The organism is Actinomycetospora corticicola, assembly GCF_013409505.1.
GTDB classification, from domain to species: domain Bacteria; phylum Actinomycetota; class Actinomycetes; order Mycobacteriales; family Pseudonocardiaceae; genus Actinomycetospora; species Actinomycetospora corticicola.
This window is the reverse complement of the sequence record NZ_JACCBN010000001.1, coordinates 3,488,283-3,502,661: the sequence shown is the minus strand read 5'-3', so window position 1 is coordinate 3,502,661 and position 14,379 is coordinate 3,488,283. Positions and strand designations below refer to the sequence as shown.

The 14,379-nt window shown below is 76.6% G+C and carries 17 protein-coding genes; 12 read left to right on the top strand and 5 right to left on the bottom strand.

The genetic code is table 11. The features are described from left to right. Positions 1–20 precede the first annotated feature (20 nt). The 3 genes from BJ983_RS17005 to BJ983_RS16995 all read left to right on the top strand — a co-directional run bounded on the left by BJ983_RS17005 (position 21) and on the right by BJ983_RS16995 (position 2,417). Positions 21–239, top strand: a complete 219-nt coding sequence (locus BJ983_RS17005) for a hypothetical protein (protein WP_179794878.1) — start codon at positions 21–23, stop codon at positions 237–239. Between the two features lie 43 nt (positions 240–282). After that, positions 283–1,563 carry a PQQ-binding-like beta-propeller repeat protein gene (locus BJ983_RS17000; protein WP_179794877.1) on the top strand — a complete coding sequence of 427 codons (1,281 nt, stop codon included), beginning with the start codon at positions 283–285 and terminating at the stop codon, positions 1,561–1,563. Between the two features lie 95 nt (positions 1,564–1,658). Further along, positions 1,659–2,417 carry a hypothetical protein gene (locus BJ983_RS16995; RefSeq protein ID WP_179794876.1) on the top strand — a complete coding sequence of 253 codons (759 nt, stop codon included), beginning with the start codon at positions 1,659–1,661 and terminating at the stop codon, positions 2,415–2,417. 16 nt (positions 2,418–2,433) lie between these two features. Here the strand turns inward: BJ983_RS16995 and BJ983_RS16990 are convergent, their stop codons facing one another. Continuing rightward, positions 2,434–2,892, bottom strand: a complete 459-nt coding sequence (locus BJ983_RS16990; protein WP_179794875.1) for a universal stress protein — start codon at positions 2,890–2,892, stop codon at positions 2,434–2,436. Between the two features lie 186 nt (positions 2,893–3,078). On the opposite strand from BJ983_RS16990, the gene atpF reads away from it, so the two are divergent. From atpF to BJ983_RS16965, 5 genes are all read left to right on the top strand, one after another. Continuing rightward, on the top strand, positions 3,079–3,585 hold the full coding sequence (gene atpF / locus BJ983_RS16985; protein ID WP_179794874.1) for a F0F1 ATP synthase subunit B: 507 nt from the start codon (positions 3,079–3,081) through the stop codon (positions 3,583–3,585). 229 nt (positions 3,586–3,814) lie between these two features. Next, positions 3,815–4,384 (top strand): hypothetical protein, encoded by a 570-nt coding sequence (locus BJ983_RS16980; RefSeq protein ID WP_179794873.1) that lies wholly within the window; start codon positions 3,815–3,817, stop codon positions 4,382–4,384. 196 nt (positions 4,385–4,580) lie between these two features. Then, complete coding sequence (locus BJ983_RS16975) at positions 4,581–5,105, top strand: hypothetical protein (RefSeq protein ID WP_179794872.1); 525 nt, start codon at positions 4,581–4,583, stop codon at positions 5,103–5,105. Between the two features lie 83 nt (positions 5,106–5,188). After that, positions 5,189–6,070 (top strand): arsenate reductase/protein-tyrosine-phosphatase family protein, encoded by an 882-nt coding sequence (locus tag BJ983_RS31730; protein ID WP_179794871.1) that lies wholly within the window; start codon positions 5,189–5,191, stop codon positions 6,068–6,070. 152 nt (positions 6,071–6,222) lie between these two features. Continuing rightward, positions 6,223–6,669, top strand: coding sequence for a hypothetical protein (locus BJ983_RS16965; protein ID WP_179794870.1), 447 nt, complete (start codon positions 6,223–6,225; stop codon positions 6,667–6,669). Here the strand turns inward: BJ983_RS16965 and BJ983_RS16960 are convergent. Beyond that, entirely contained in the window at positions 6,563–7,132 is a 570-nt protein-coding gene (locus tag BJ983_RS16960) for a hypothetical protein (protein WP_179794869.1), read from the bottom strand. The genes BJ983_RS16965 and BJ983_RS16960 overlap by 107 nt on opposite strands. A gap of 259 nt (positions 7,133–7,391) precedes the next feature. Between BJ983_RS16960 and BJ983_RS16955 the strand changes: the two genes are divergently transcribed. After that, positions 7,392–8,210: an RDD family protein gene (locus BJ983_RS16955; protein ID WP_179794868.1), complete on the top strand. Its 819-nt coding sequence runs from the start codon at positions 7,392–7,394 to the stop codon at positions 8,208–8,210. 224 nt (positions 8,211–8,434) lie between these two features. Then, on the top strand, positions 8,435–8,995 hold the full coding sequence (locus BJ983_RS16950; RefSeq protein ID WP_179794867.1) for a hypothetical protein: 561 nt from the start codon (positions 8,435–8,437) through the stop codon (positions 8,993–8,995). Positions 8,996–9,009: 14 nt separating this feature from the next. Here the strand turns inward: BJ983_RS16950 and BJ983_RS16945 are convergent, their stop codons facing one another. From BJ983_RS16945 to BJ983_RS16935, 3 genes are all read right to left on the bottom strand, one after another. Next, positions 9,010–9,996, bottom strand: coding sequence for an endonuclease/exonuclease/phosphatase family protein (locus tag BJ983_RS16945; protein ID WP_179794866.1), 987 nt, complete (start codon positions 9,994–9,996; stop codon positions 9,010–9,012). 269 nt (positions 9,997–10,265) lie between these two features. Further along, positions 10,266–11,474: a PQQ-dependent sugar dehydrogenase gene (locus BJ983_RS16940; RefSeq protein WP_179794865.1), complete on the bottom strand. Its 1,209-nt coding sequence runs from the start codon at positions 11,472–11,474 to the stop codon at positions 10,266–10,268. Positions 11,475–11,519: 45 nt separating this feature from the next. Next, the gene (locus BJ983_RS16935) at positions 11,520–11,879 is read right to left on the bottom strand and encodes a DUF2795 domain-containing protein (RefSeq protein WP_179794864.1); all 360 of its coding nucleotides are present in this window, start codon (positions 11,877–11,879) and stop codon (positions 11,520–11,522) included. 95 nt (positions 11,880–11,974) lie between these two features. Here BJ983_RS16935 and BJ983_RS32370 point away from each other — a divergent pair, with 95 nt between their 5' ends. Both BJ983_RS32370 and BJ983_RS16925 read left to right on the top strand, forming a co-directional pair. Beyond that, on the top strand, positions 11,975–13,678 hold the full coding sequence (locus tag BJ983_RS32370) for an ATP-binding protein (RefSeq protein ID WP_179794863.1): 1,704 nt from the start codon (positions 11,975–11,977) through the stop codon (positions 13,676–13,678). After that, positions 13,666–14,304 carry a response regulator gene (locus BJ983_RS16925; RefSeq protein WP_179794862.1) on the top strand — a complete coding sequence of 213 codons (639 nt, stop codon included), beginning with the start codon at positions 13,666–13,668 and terminating at the stop codon, positions 14,302–14,304. The genes BJ983_RS32370 and BJ983_RS16925 overlap by 13 nt, the downstream gene beginning before the upstream one ends. Positions 14,305–14,379 lie beyond the last annotated feature (75 nt).

The following is a 14,379-nucleotide window of genomic DNA, read 5'->3' as shown; positions in this document are numbered from 1 at the left end:
CGGGTGAGAGGCAGGCCGCGATGGGGCTGTGGGGAAGCAAGAACGAGAAGGTCCTCCGGTTGTCCCGCCGGGAGCGCAAGGAACTCCGGGCCCGCGCCCGCGAGGACGCCGAGCTCGCCGCCCGCATCCAGCGCGCCCAGCGTCGCCTCGCGCAGGCCACCGGCCCGCTGCCGGTGATCGAGCCGCGTCCCGCGATGGACCGGCAGCCGGCCCGCCGCTCGGAGATCGTCGAGGGCTGACCCTCCTCGTCCGGGACCGGACGCGGAGTGCCAGGCTGGGCGCGTGCGCCGGGTCGGGATCCTGCTCGTCGGGGTGCTGACGCTGCTGGTGGCCGCCTGTACGGGCAACCCGGCGTCCGCGCCCCCGCCCGCATACGACCCGCCGACCGCGTTCGGCCCGTCGTCGGGAACCCTCCTGCGCGGGACCTCCGGGAGCCTCACCGGCTCCTACGGGGGGCGCCCCGAGCTGCCGGTCGCGCTCGACGGCACCACCGTCTGGTTCGCCGACTCCGGCGGGTTCTCGCGCGCCGACTCCACGGGGGCCGCCGTCGCGGTGCCCCTGCCACCGGACCGCTGGGTGAGCGGGGCGCCCCGTCCCGTGCCGTCGGCCGGTCTCGTGGTGGCCGGCGCGGCGTCGGTCGTGCCCGGCTCGGGGACGACCCCGCCCGGCCTGGCCCTCGAGCTCCTCGCCGTCGCCCGCAGCCAGGCCGGCGACCCCGACCCGACGCTCGCGTGGTCGGTCGCCGCACCGCTGCCGTGGAGCGAGGCGCCGCGTTCGGTGCGGACGGCGGTCGTCGGGGTCGCCGCGGTGGGGGCCGGGCGCCGGGTCGCGGTGCTGACCGCCTCGACCGGTACGCACCGCAGCACGGTGGCGGTCGCCCTGGACGCCCGCCGCGTGCTGTGGGTGGCCGACGGGGTCCTCGCCGGGGCGGTCCTCGACGGGCGTGACCCGGACGGGGCCCCCACCGCGGGCGCCCCGGTCGAGGCACCCGTCGTCGTGGGGGCGGCCGTGCCGTCGGGCGGGGGGACGGGCTACTCGCCGTCGTCGGTGGTCGGGCTCGACGTGTCGAGCGGCGCCCGGCGCTGGGCCTCCGACGACGGGTCCACGGCGCTCTCGGTGCACCGGGCCGGACCGGGGACGGTCACCGTCGCCGGCCGCCGCCCGACCTCCGCGCGGGCGTTCCTCACCGTGTACGACGCCGCGGGCGGGAGTCGCAACGCCGTCGACCTCGGGACCGCCACCGCGCCCCCGGAGTGCACCTGGGACGAGGCGGCGACGGCGGTGTGCTCGGGGTCGAACCGGACCTTCGCGCTCGACGCCCCGACCGGCGCGCTCCTGTGGTCGCTGCCCGCCGCCGGCCGCGTCGCCCCGGCCGTCACGACCGCCTGGCACGGCGCCGTGTACGGCACGACGGTGAACGGCCCGGTCGTGGTCGACGCGCGCACCGGCCGGGACCGGAACCCCGCACCCGGGGCTGCGCCCGTCGTCGTGAACGCCTACCTCGGCGTGGGGTCCGGGTCCGGGCTGCTGGGCGGTGTGGTGGTCACTCCCGCCACCGGATGAGTGGCCCGCGTGGTCCCGTCGCGTGACCGATCCACATGAGCAGCATCACTCTGGCATGCTGGGGTGATCCTGCTCACGTCAAGGGTCCGGTGAACATGCGCAACCCTCTCGCCGTCCTCGCCCCCCGCCGGTTCGGCGCGGGCGCCAGGACCGACACGGCCGGCTCCGTCCGTGACCCCCACCCGCGGGTGCCCGCGCCCCGGAGGGTCCCCGCGCCGGACGTCCTGGCGGGCGTCGAGTTCCTGCAGCACGGCTGCTCCGGCGAGGGCGAGGACCACGCCCCCGAGGTGTCCGTGCGCGGCATCGACCCGCGCAACGACCGCCGGCCTGCGGCCGCGTCGGTGCACCTCACGGCCCGTTCCGGCGCGCCGTGCCCGGACACCGTCGAGGAGCTCCTCGCCGTGGCCGCGCCCGGTGACTTCCGGCTCCGCCGCCTGACCTTCGACGTGCGGCACCTCGACGAGGCCCTCGGGGAGCGGGGTGGGCGGGCGCTGCTCGAGCAGCTGGTCGCGGCGCCGTCCGACCGCGTCACCAACGCGGTGTTCCGGGCCGCGGTGGGCACCGACCCGGGGGGCGAGCTGGACTGCGACGTCCGCGTCGTCGGCGAGGGGGACTCGGTCGCGGGCCGCTGCCGCACCGACCTCGGTCGCGCGCGCCTCGACGTCACGCCGTTGCTCACCGGGTCCGAGCGCCTCGCCCGGCGGCTCGCGGAGGCGCGGGCCCGGCCCCGGGACCGTGCGGTCCGCCGTTGCCTCGAGCACGCCCTGGCCTGCGAGCTGACGTCGGTGCCCCTGGCGCGGCTGATCCACGTGCACCCGGACGCCCCGGCCTGCGCGGTGCCGCTCACGCGCTGAGCGGCACCCCCCGCGGTCAGACCGTGTGGACGATGAGGACGTCCGTGCGCGACTTCCGGGACACCGCCTGCGGCACCGACCCGAGGAAGCGGCCGGCGAAGCTCGCGAGGCCCTTGTTGCCGACCACCACCAGGTCGGCCTTGTAGAGCTCGGACTTCTCGACGATGGCCTCGGTCGGGTCGCCGTGCACCGCGACGGTGTCGACGTTGTGGGCGCCCGCCCGGATGGCCTCGTCCCGGGCGCTGCGCAGCGTCTCCTCGGCGGGGCTCGCCCCGATGATCTTGTAGGCCTCGTCGCCCAGGGCCCGCTCGGCCTCGGCCTGGCTCCGGTTCGCCGTGGCGTCCCGCGTCTCGTAGGCGCAGATGATCATCAGGCGGGCGCCGGAGTCGGCGGCCACCTCGGCGGCGCGCACGACGGCCTTGCGTGCGGACGACGAGCCGTCCGTCCCGACGGTCACGACCTTGTAGTCACCCATGTCCGCCAGCCCTCGCCCGAGTCGCAGTGGTCGCCGTGGTCGGCGGCGTCACCCTAGTGACCCGGCGGGATCGAGTGATCGCGACACCCCGGGCTCGCCACCCGGTCGAGGATCCGACAGACTGTGACGACCCGGACGGGCTGGTACCGCCGACCGGACGATGACCGATGACTGACGAGGGGTCCCATGGTGCTGGCGAGCGGCAGCTACTTCGTGCTCACTGCCATCCCCCACGAGATCGTCGTGGGTGTCGTGGTGTTCGCGGTGCTGTACTTCGTGCTCAGCAGGGTGCTGCTGCCGAAGCTCGACGCCGTCTACTCGGAGCGGCACGACCGGATCGACGGCACCCTCGAGCGCGCCGAGCAGGCCCGCGCCGAGGCGCGCCGCGCCGACCAGGAGTACCGCACCCGCGTCGCCGCGGCCCGCGAGGAGGCCGCGCGCATCCGCGACGCCGCCCGCGAGGAGGGCCGTCGGCACTCCGAGGAGGTCCTCGCCGAGGCCCGCGACGAGGCCGCACAGCTCGTGGCGAGCGGGCGGGGCGAGCTCGACGAGGAGCGCTCGCGCCTCCGGACCGACCTCCAGCCCGACATCGCGCGTCTGTCGCGCGACCTCGCCGGCCGGATCCTCGGCCGTCAGGTCGGCGACGACGAGTACCGCGACACCGTGGACTCGTACCTGGCGCAGCGCGCCTGACCGCCGCGCTCCGCGCGCGAACGTCGTACCGAGGCACCGTCGGCCCCCGAGGGCCGGCGGTGCCTTCGTCGTTCCGTCCTACCGTCGTTCTGTCCTTCGTGTCCGGTTTTGGTCACGGAATGGTCTCGATCCGGCGTCCGAGAGTGCGAAAAGGTCGTGAAGAGGTAACGGCGGCCACACCTCCCGACGATCCCCGGGCAGAACGGTCTCGGGGAGAGGGTGGACATCGATGACGGGTCGTATCTGGGTGCGCCGGGCGCTCCTGGGCGCGGTCATGATCGTGCTGGCGGGTCTGGGGTTCGCCGGGGTGGCGGCCGCGCAGGACACGTCGCCGACGCCGCAGCCCTACGGCGGTCAGCTCGGGAAGATGGACCCGGGTGACGAGGTCTCCTCCGAGCAGGTGCTCGAGGTCGGCATGCTGACCCTCGGCACCGTCAACGGACTCGCCTTCGTGGTCGCGATGGTGGCCAGCCGGCTCCGCGGCCCGACGACCGCGCAGACCCGTCGGGCCCTCATCAACCGCACCGGCGCGGGCACCGTCTCCGAGTCCCGTCGTGCGCGGCGGGCCCGTGCGGAGCGCGGCCCCGCCGCCCGCCCCGTCGTCGCGCCGACGGCCGGCCCCGTGCCCGAGCCGCCGCACGCCCCGGTCGGAGCCGTGCCGGCCCAGGGTGGTGGCCCGGCGGCCCCCGAGGGCCTCGTGCCCGCCGCCCGTGGCGGCACCCCGCCGCCGCGACCGGCCGTGCCCCGTCCCGCCCCGATGTCCCCGCCGACCGGGGTCCGGAGCCCCGTCCGTCGCTGAGACCGACCGCCGGGAGCCGTCGGCGGCGGTTCTACTGCGCCGAGCGGCGCAAGCTGTTGCTCTCCGGAGTCGATGGCAGCGCGCACGACGGCGGTTACTCTCGGTCGGACCGGCTCGCCGGGCACGTCGACGTGACCGTGCGGTCGTCCGCGGCCCCTCCGCCGCCCACCACCATCGCCGACCGAGGAGCGTCGTCGTGACCACCACCGTGGCCACCCGAGAGCCTGACACCGAGGCGTCCGGCGTCGACCTCGCCGCCCCCGTGCGGGAGGCCCGCGCCCGACTCGAGCCGCCGACCGTCTCGGTGCCCGCCCCGCGCAGCGCCGCGGGCGTCGTTGCGCCGCCCGCGATGGCGTCGTCCGAGGACGCCCCCTCCGCCGAACTGCTCGCCGAGGTCGACGACCTCACGACCGCCCTCGAAGCGGTCGAGGCCGCGGGAGAGGACGAGCCGGCCCACCGCGTGCTCTGCCGGATCGCCCAGCTCGTGGCGGACGGTGTCCCCGACGCCGGTTGGTCGGCCGAGCACGGGATCGACGTCGAGGTCCTCCGCGCCACCTCGGACGCCGCGCGCGGTCTGCAGGAGCGCACCGCGAAGCTGCTCGCGCGCCTCGACACCGAGGAGCGGCCCGGTCCGGCCGCCGCCATCGCGCCGCTGACGACGACGCTGCAGGTGGTGGTCGTGGTCGCGGACCTCGAGCTGTTCGAGCGCGCCCGGCGGTGAGGCCGGGGGCGACGACGCCCGGACCGGGCGTGACCTGGCCCGCAGGACTCGCGTTCGGGTCACCGTCCTGGGACGATCGCCGCATGAGCGCGGGCACGGACGGGTCGCCGGAGGTCTTCCGGGTGCTGTTCGTCTGCACCGGCAACATCTGCCGGTCGCCGTTCGCGCAGTTCCACACCCGTTTCCTGCTGGGCGCTCGGCTCGGTCCCTGGGCGCGGGCCTTCGCGGTGCACAGCGCCGGCACCTCGGCGGTGCGCGGGCACGGTATGCACGACGACTCGCGGGCGCAGCTGACCAGCCGCCGCGACCACCCCGACGTCGCCGCCTTCGCCGCCCGCCAGCTGCCCGACCGCGACGTCCTGCTCGCCGACCTCGTGCTGACGATGACCCGGGAGCACCGGTCGACCGTGCTCGGGGACGTCCCGAAGGCCCTGCCGACGACCTTCACGCTGCGCGAGTTCGCGCGGCTCCTCCGCGCCGCCGATCCGGCGGACGTCGCCGCGCTCCCGCGCCACCCGGTCCGCCGGGCGCACGCCCTCGTCGCCCTCGCGCGGGGCGCCCGGGGCACCGTGCCCGCGGTGTCGGCGGAGGAGGACGCGGTGCCGGACCCCGTGTCGGGAGGCCCGGAGGCGCACGAGGTGGCGGCCCGCGCGATCGACGAGTCGCTGCGGGTCGTCCTCGACCTCCTCGCCCCGCCGCCCCCCGTCCGTCCGGTCCCGCCCCGGCCGGGCCCGCCGGCGATGTTCCACCCGCAGGGGCCCGGTCCCGGTCCCGGCCACCCCGGCGGACAGGTCCGCGGTCCCGGGCCCGGCCCGGTCCCTGGTGGCCCGGTCCCTGGTGGCCCGGTGGTCGGCCCCGCGCCGATGCCGGTGGCGCCGTCCGCCCCGCAGCAGCGGGCGCCCCAGGAGGCCGAGGCCCCGGCCCGGCGCAGCAGCGCCGACGACCTGGTCCCCGAGCGGTCCTGACGCAGCTCGTTCGTCCGTCCGGGTGACACGTGCCGGGGTCGGACAACGGTCCGGCCACACCGTGCAACATCCGGCGGTGCTCCGGCGATGACCGGGACGTCCCCGAGGTCCGCGGAATCCGCTGCGGCCGGGACGAGCAGGGAGCGTCGAGCATGGACGGGCGTACCGCCGGACCACGGGTCCCGGCCTGGCGTGTCCTGCCGGGCCGCGCGCTCGAGGCGCTCGCCGGGGCCCGCTGCGCCTCCCTCGACCGGACCGCCGCCCCGGATGCGGTGACGCTCGACCCCGCTGCCGTCGCGGAGCTCGTCCGGGGCCTGGAGGTCCTGGTCACGGCCGTGGGCGCTGCGGGGCGCGGACCGCTCCCCGTCGATCCGCACTGCGCGCTCGCCGTCGTCGCCGACCTGACCGCGACCCTGGCCGACGCCGCGCGGCACGTGGCCTGGACGGCGGGCCTGGCCGGTCAGGAACAGGCGGCCGAGGTCGCGGACGCCGTCATGACGACGGCGTGGGCGCTCCGGGTGCTCGCCGAACTCGGGCTGCGCGTCGTCCCGGCGCCCGACGGCGGGGAACCCGCGCCTCCTCGGGATCCCGCGCCCTGACGAGCAGGGCCCGCCACACCGCGGCGGCCTCGAGGTCCCCGCGGGTGACGGGGAGCCCGGAGGCGTCCGCGACCGCGTCGACGAACGCCGCGCCCGGCTCCACCGCTCCCGGCGGACGCACCACGTGCACCCGGAGGCACTCCCCGCCGACGGTCACCCGGATCCCGCCCCGGCCCCGCCAGGGCAGGCCGACCTCGAGCTCCGGGGTGTCCAGGGCCTCGTCGAACACGACGCCCCGGCTGGACAGGAAGCTCAGGCGGCCGTGCGCGAGCCGGAGGATGCCGGGGACGTGGGTGACCTCCCGGACGATCCATGCGGGTCCGATGCAGCCCGGACCACCCGGCCCGGCGTCGGCGTCCGCGTCGTCGGGCCCGGCGGAGCCGCGGGGGTGGGGGAGCGCCACGGGGACGCGCGAGGCGGGGTGGGCCACGACCGGGTGCGCGCGGGACACGGACGGGTGCACGGGCGTGCCTCCCTCCGCGTTCCGGGTGCCGGGGCGCAGTCTGACGGCCAGGCCCGAGGGGTGTCCATCCATCGACCACTCAACGCCCGACCGGGGGGTGATGTCATGCTCCGCTCGGGGGAGCTGAGCGTGGCAACGGAGTGGACCTCACCACTGACCCCTTCAGTCATCACCACATACGGCCGAACGGGTGGCGGTCCGGAGACGATCCGGAGGAAGCACTCCCTGTCGTCACGCTCCGCTGGCACCATCTGAGCGCATGAGTGGAGACAGCAGCCCGTACGGCCCACGGCCGACGGATGGACAGAGCGGAGCGGCGGGCTACGGGCCGCCGGGTGACTACTCGGCGCAGTCGGCGTCGGCGGCCGGTCCGGGCACCGGCGGCCAGCCCGCCTACGGAGCGCCGTCAACGGGTGGATACGCCCAGTCGGGCTACGGCGCGCCCCAGCAGGGGTACGGCGCGCCCGCTCCCGGTCAGGGTGCTCCCGGGGCGGGATACGGGCAGCCGGGCTACACCCAGCCGCCCGGCTACGGGCAGGCCGCGTACGGGCAGACCGCCTACGGGCAGACCGCCTACGGGCAGAACGGGTACGCGCAGCCCGGGTACGGGCAGGCGGGGTACGGGGCGCCGGCGCCGGGCGCACCGGGCTCGGTCGAGGTCGTCGGCCTCCGCGTGGGCCAGTACCTGCTCGACGCGGTGTGCCTGGTCGTGCCGCTGATCCTCGTCGGCGTCGTCGGCGGGTTCCTCGGGGCGATGGTCGACGGCGGGGTGGGCTTCCTCAGCCTGCTCGTGAACCTGGTCGTCTGGGTGATCGCCGTCGGCGGGTCGTTCGGCATCTACGCCTGGTGGCCCTCGACCCACGGCGGGCAGACGCCGGCGATGGGCTGGCTCGGGCTGAAGATCGTGCGCGAGGCCGACGGGGGCGTCCCGACGCTGGGCGAGTGCGCCCTGCGGTGGGTGCTCCTCATCGTCGACGGGGCCTTCGCCGGCATCGTCGGGCTGATCATCATGTCGACGTCGCAGCGCAAGCAGCGCCTCGGCGACATGGCCGCGCACACCCTGGTCGTGAAGGCCTGAGGGGAGCGCCCGCGGGCGACGTGTCCACTCCGTCGCCCGCGTGCGCTGCACGGACGGGGCGCTGGTGGGTGATCAGGTGCGCCGAACAGGGGATATCGGCGTGATTACCCGTCCGTAGAGAAACGGACACGGCGGACCCGACGACGATCGGGACACGAGAACGTACCCGGTCCCCCGGGGAGACATCGTGCGACTGCCGGACACCCCGGCACGAGGAGATCGGCATGAACGCCGGACGAACGGGCAGGGCCAGTACCGACCCGCGGAACGGATATGCGAACTGGGTGGCGTGGATCGACGGCTTCCGTCGCGGTGACGACGGCGGGCTGGAGTCCCTCCCACCCATCGACGGCCGCATGGGCACCTACGTCGAGGCGCGGCTGCTCGAGCGTCTCTCGGCCGCGTTCAGCGAGCGGGTCCGGGCGTGGCAGACCTCGCTCGGCCACCGGATCGTCGCGACGCCGCCCACCGACGAGGCCCAGGTCGCCCTCCTGCTCCGCGACGCCGCGCCCGGCCTCGAGCCGCTCGCGCGGGTCGCCGCCTCGCCGCGCCTGCCGCGCCCGATGGCCGCCGCGATGCACGAGCTCCTCGCGCACACGCGGGCGGGAGCGCGCGACGCCGTCCGGGAGAGCGCCCGCCGCCTGCGCGAGCCCGAGCTCCAGCCCGAGCTGCACCGTGCCCCGCGGCCCGCTGCCACGCCGCTGGTCCCCGCCCCGCGCGACCCGGGTGCGCTCGGCTCCGTCCGACCCGCGACGTCGCCGCTCTCGGAGCGCGTCCGCCGCTAGGTCCCGACGACGGGTCAGCCCGGCCCGATGCGGGCCAGCACCGCCCGGTGGTCGGTCCCCCCGACCGGGGCGATCTCGAACCCGAGCGGCCGTGGTCCACCGGTGACGAGCACGTGGTCGATCTGCGCGCCGAGGAACGCCGGGACCCACGAGGGCCAGGTGCCGGTGACGCCGTCCCCGGTCGCCGACCCCGCGTCCGTGCAGTCCGCCGTGGCGGACCGGAAGAGCGCGTGGTCCGCGGTGGCGTTCATGTCCCCGGCGATGATCGTGGGCCGGTCGGCGTCGCACCACCGCGCGAGGCGGCCGACGTCGCGGACCCAGCCGAAGGTGTCGCCCGGCTTCGGCGAGCGCGGGTGGTCGGCCACGAACCGCAGGCCGGACGCCACCCCCGGCGCCGAGCGCGGCAGGTCCACCACGATGGCCGGGTAGGTGCCGTCGCGGTCCTGGGTGACGGTGGGTCGGCCCAGCGAGGAGCGGACGAACACGGTCATGCCCGACGCGTCGTCGGCGTCGTCGGCCGAGTAGGAGCGGTACCCGGTGCCGCCCTGGCCCTCGTCGAGCCGCGAGTCGAGGCGGCGACGCAGGTCGCCGCGGGCCTCGGGCAGCGACACGAGGTCGGGGTTCCGGGCCTGGATCAGCGCCGCGAGGTCGTCGGCGTCCGCGTCTCCGGTGTAGGTGTTGAGCGCCAGCACGACGAGCCCGCCCGAGGTCCCGGTCACCGTGGCGGAGCCGACGGTCCGGCCCGCGACGTCGGCGACCCCGATCCCGCTCACCAGGCCGACCGCGAGGGCGACCACCAAGGTGCCGGCGGCCGCCCGCCGCCAGGCGCCGAAGGCGGCCAGCGCCGCGAGGACGAGCGCGACCGTCGCCAGCTGCGGGCGGAACGCGACGACCTGCACGAACGGCGAGCGCTCGTCGAGGCCGAGCGCCTCCGGGAAGAGCACCACCCCGACGATGCCGGCGAGCACCACCGCGCCGACGATCGAGGGGGCGCCGGGCACCCGCCAGCGCGACGGACGGCGTCGGCGCGGGGGCGCCGGGGGCGGACCGCCCCGCGGTGGCGCGGGCGGGGGACCCGGGGGCACGTGCCACCCGGGCGGGCCGTCGTAGCGGGCCGTGGGGGCCGGGCGGGGCGCCGGACCGCCGCGCGGCGGTCCGGGCCGGGGGGACCCGGCGTCGGGACGAGGGGGACGACCGCCCGGCGGTGGGGAGGCCCCGCGACCGCGGCCGCCGTCGGGCCCCGGTCCCTGCTCCCACCAGGCGGGTCGGGTCACCCTCGGGTGACGCGCAGGATCACGTCGTCGTTCCCGTTGTCGGTGGTGAGGTAGAGCGCGCCGTCGGGGCCGACCCGCGCGCCGCGCAGACGACCGAACTCGCCGTCGAGCTCCGGCGGGGTCGACACCGACACGATCCGCTGGGCGTCGGCACCGGTTCCGGGACGCATGAACAGCAGCTTCTCACCCTTCTGCGCGGTCACGGCGAGGGCCCCGTCGAGATCGCCCCACGCCGGGCCGGAGACGAAGGCGCCGCCGCTCGTGGCGATCGTGGGGTCGCCCGAGCTCCACGCGGCCGGCACCGCGTCGGGGTAGCGCTGGAGGTCGGTCATCGGCACGCCCTCGTCGTACCCGCCCGGCGACTCGCCGCCCCGGGCCGGGTCCCAGCCGTAGTTGCGGCCGGGGATGACGACGTTGACCTCGTCGTCGACGTCCGGACCGTGCTCGACGCTCCAGCCGGTCCCGGTGCCGGGCTGGAAGGCGACGGCCTGGACGTTGCGGTGCCCGTAGCCGGAGACGAGGCGCTCCGCCGCGCTGCCCGACGAGGCGAAGGGGTTGCCGGCCGCCGGGCCGCCGGTCTCGGGGTCGACGCGCAGCACCTTGCCGCCGAGCGCCGTGCGGTCCTGCGGGATCGTGGCGCGGGCGGTGTCGCCGGTGCCGATCCAGAGGGCACCGTCGGGGCCGAAGGTCGGGCGGCAGCCGGAGTGGCGCCCCGAGGGGTTGATCGGCAGGCCGCCGACCAGCGGGTCCTTCGTGCGGGTGGCGCTCGCGCCGTCGGCGGAGAGCTGCCAGGCGACGACCCGGACGTCGACGGGGCGGCCGCCCTCCTGGTGGGTCTGGCAGGTGACGAAGCGGCCGGAGTCGTCCGGGTACGCGGCCATGCCCATGAGCCCGCCCTCGCCGCGGGCGTAGACGCTCGCGAGGTCGGCCCGGACCGGCGTCTCGCGTCCGTCGGTGATCGTGGCCAGGGTGCCCTCGCGCTGGGTGACGAGCATCCGGTCGCGGACCCAGGTGACGTCCCAGGGCTTGTCCAGGCCCTCGGCGACCCGTTCCACGCGCAGCGCGCCGGTGGCCGGGGCCTCGGCGGCGCTCGACCCCGGCGACGACGGGGACGGGCCCGAGGACGTCGGGGCGGGGGCCGAGGAGCAGGCGGTGAGGACGACGGCCGCGAGCGCGACGGTGGTCAGCAGGGGAGCGACACGCACGGGTGAATCATGCCCGGTCGGGCGTGGGCGTCCCGTGTGGGCGGGTCAGACCGGGGTGCCCACCCGGCGGGGCCGGTGGACCGGGGGCAGCGCGGCGAGCGCGGTCGAGACGTCGTCGGGGCCGGTGTAGACCCGTGACGGGAGGGCGCGGAGCGCGGCGCGGGTGACGAGGTCGACCCCGTGGTCGTCGGCGTGGGCGAGCAACTGCCAGGGCCGCGCCGGCCAGGGGGCCCCGGCGTACACGGCGGAGAACAGGTCGCGGATCTCGGCGGCGTCGCGGCCGCCGGGCCCGACCCGCACCGGACCCTCGTCGGGACCCTGCGGGCGCCGCGGGGCCGGGACACGCCAGGGCGCGGTCTCCGGTGTGAACAGCACGTCTCCGCGGGGCGCGGACCGGATGGTCATGGACGACGGACGGTAGGCCCGGGACCCGGCCGCCCACCAGGGACCCAGGTCCCGTCGACGTGGCCACCCGGCCCCTGCTCTGCCACCCTTCGGCGGTGCGGAGACCAGCAACCGGCGCACCGACGACGGCCCTGTGGCAGCTCGGCGCGCTCGGCGCGGCGTTCGGGGTCGTCGAGGCCGCCCTGATCCTGCAGGGACCGCCCGCTGCGGCCGCGGCCGGGCTGCCCTACACGGCCACGGCGTGGGTCTACCTCGGTGCCGGGCTCGCGGCCTGGTCGCGCCGGCCGGCGAGCCGGGTCGGGCCCCTCCTCGCGGCCGGCGGTTCCGTGTGGCTGCTCTGCGGACTGGCCTCCACCACGGTGCCGGTGCTGGTGGGGCTGGGGATCGTCGTCGCGACGATCCCGGTCGCGATCCTGCTGCACGTGCTGCTGGCGTTCCCGTCCGGGCGTCTCCGTGACGGACCCTCGCGCCTCCTCGTCGCCCTCGGGTACGTCACGACGACGGTGCTCCAGGCGCCGGTGTGGCTGTGGAACCCCGCGTCCCCCTTCCTCGTCGCCGACCGCCCGGACCTGCTGCTCGTCGGCCGCGGGATCAACTCCACCCTCGCGTTCGTGGTCATCCTCGCGACCGCCTGGGTGCTGGTCCGCCGGCTCGGTGCCGCCCCGCCCGCCGACCGGCCGGTGCTCGCGCCGTTGTTCCTCTACGGCGGCGCGTCCCTCGTCGCGGTGGTCGTGCTGGGCAACCTGTACCGGGTGGCTCGGGTGGACCCGGCGGTGATCGACTGGCTCCAGGTCGCCGTGCTGGCCGGGGCGCCGGTCGCGTTCGCCGCGGGGGTGCTGCTGGGGGGCTTCGCCCGGACCGCGGCCCTCGAGGAACTCGGTGAGTGGCTCGGCAGCACCGAGCGTCGGCGCGGCGAGGTCGGTCCGGCGCTCGCCCGGACCCTCGGGGATCCGTCGTTGAGACTGGCCTTCCCGGACGACGACGGGGGCTGGGTCGACGGGGAGGGGCACCCCGTGGCGGTGCCCGCGGGCCGGGAGCTGGTCCCGGTCGAGCTGGCCGGGCGACCCGTGGGCGCGATCGTGCACGACCCGCTGCTGCAGCCCGACCCGGAGACGGTCCGCGCGGCCGGCCGGGTGGTGGCGATCGCGGTCGACCGGGAGCGGCTAACCGCCCGGCTGCTCGCCGAGCAGGAGCAGCTGCGCGAGTCCCGGCTGCGCCTGGTCGAGGCGGGCGACCGGGAACGGCGCCGCCTCGCGAGCGACCTGCACGACCGCCTCCAGGGCCGGCTGGTCCTGCTGGCGCTGCGGGCCGGTACGGCCCGGGCGGAGGAGGCCGACCTCGAGGCGTTCCGGCGCGACGTCGACGAGGTGGCCGCGGAGGTCCGCCTCATCGTCGCGGGCGTGATGCCCGCGCTGCTCATCGAGCGAGGGCTGACGGCGGCCGTGGAGGAGATGCTCGCCCGGACGCCGCTACGGACCTCGCTGGAGCGCTCCGACGACGCCGACGGCGCGCGCCTGCCCCCGTCGGTGGAGGGCACCGGGTTCCACGTGGTGGCCGAGGCCATCACCAACACCGTCAAGTACGCGGGGGCGACCTCGCTGGAGGTCCGGTTGCACCGCCGGGCCGGGCTGCTGCAGCTCTCCGTGCGCGACGACGGGTGCGGCGGCGCGGTCGCGGCGGGCGGGACCGGCCTGCGCGGGCTGCGCGACCGGGTCGAGGCGCTCGGCGGACGGTTCACCGTGACCAGCCCGGAGGGGCAGGGCACGACCCTGGCCGTGGAGCTGCCGTGCGCGTGGTGATCGGGGAGGACGAGGCCCTGCTGCGGGAGGGACTGACCCTCCTGCTGCGCCGCGAGGGCTTCGACGTCGTGGCGGCTGTCGGAGATGCCCCGGCCGTCGTCGAGACGGCGCTGCGCCTCGGGCCCGACCTCCTGCTCACCGACATCCGCATGCCGCCCGACCGCACCGACGACGGGCTCCGGGCGGCGATCCGCGTCCGGGCCGTGCGCCCCGACATCGGCGTCGTCGTCCTCTCCCAGCACGTGCACGGGCAGTACGCCGTCGAACTGCTCGGGTCCCGTCCGCGCGGGGTGGGCTACCTGCTCAAGCAGCGGGTCGCCGACGTCGGCAACTTCGTACGCGACCTGCGCCGGGTCGCCGCCGGGGACGTCGCACTCGACCCGGAGGTGGTGACCGCGATGCTCGCCCGGCAGGACGACGGGGTCCAGCGGCTCTCGGCTCGGCGCCGGGAGGTGCTCGGGCTGATCGCGGAGGGCCGCAGCAACGCCGCGATCGCCCGCCGGCTCGGCATCACCGAGAAGGCGGTCGTCGCGCACGTCTCCGGGATCTACGAGGCGCTGGGCCTCGCCGACCACGCCGACGACCACCGCCGCGTCCTGGCGGTGGTACGCCATCTGACGCGATAGTCACTCATTCGGACCTACGCAACGGGACTCAGGTCGTTTGTCGATCCCTTGACGTGACCACAGTCTTGATCACGC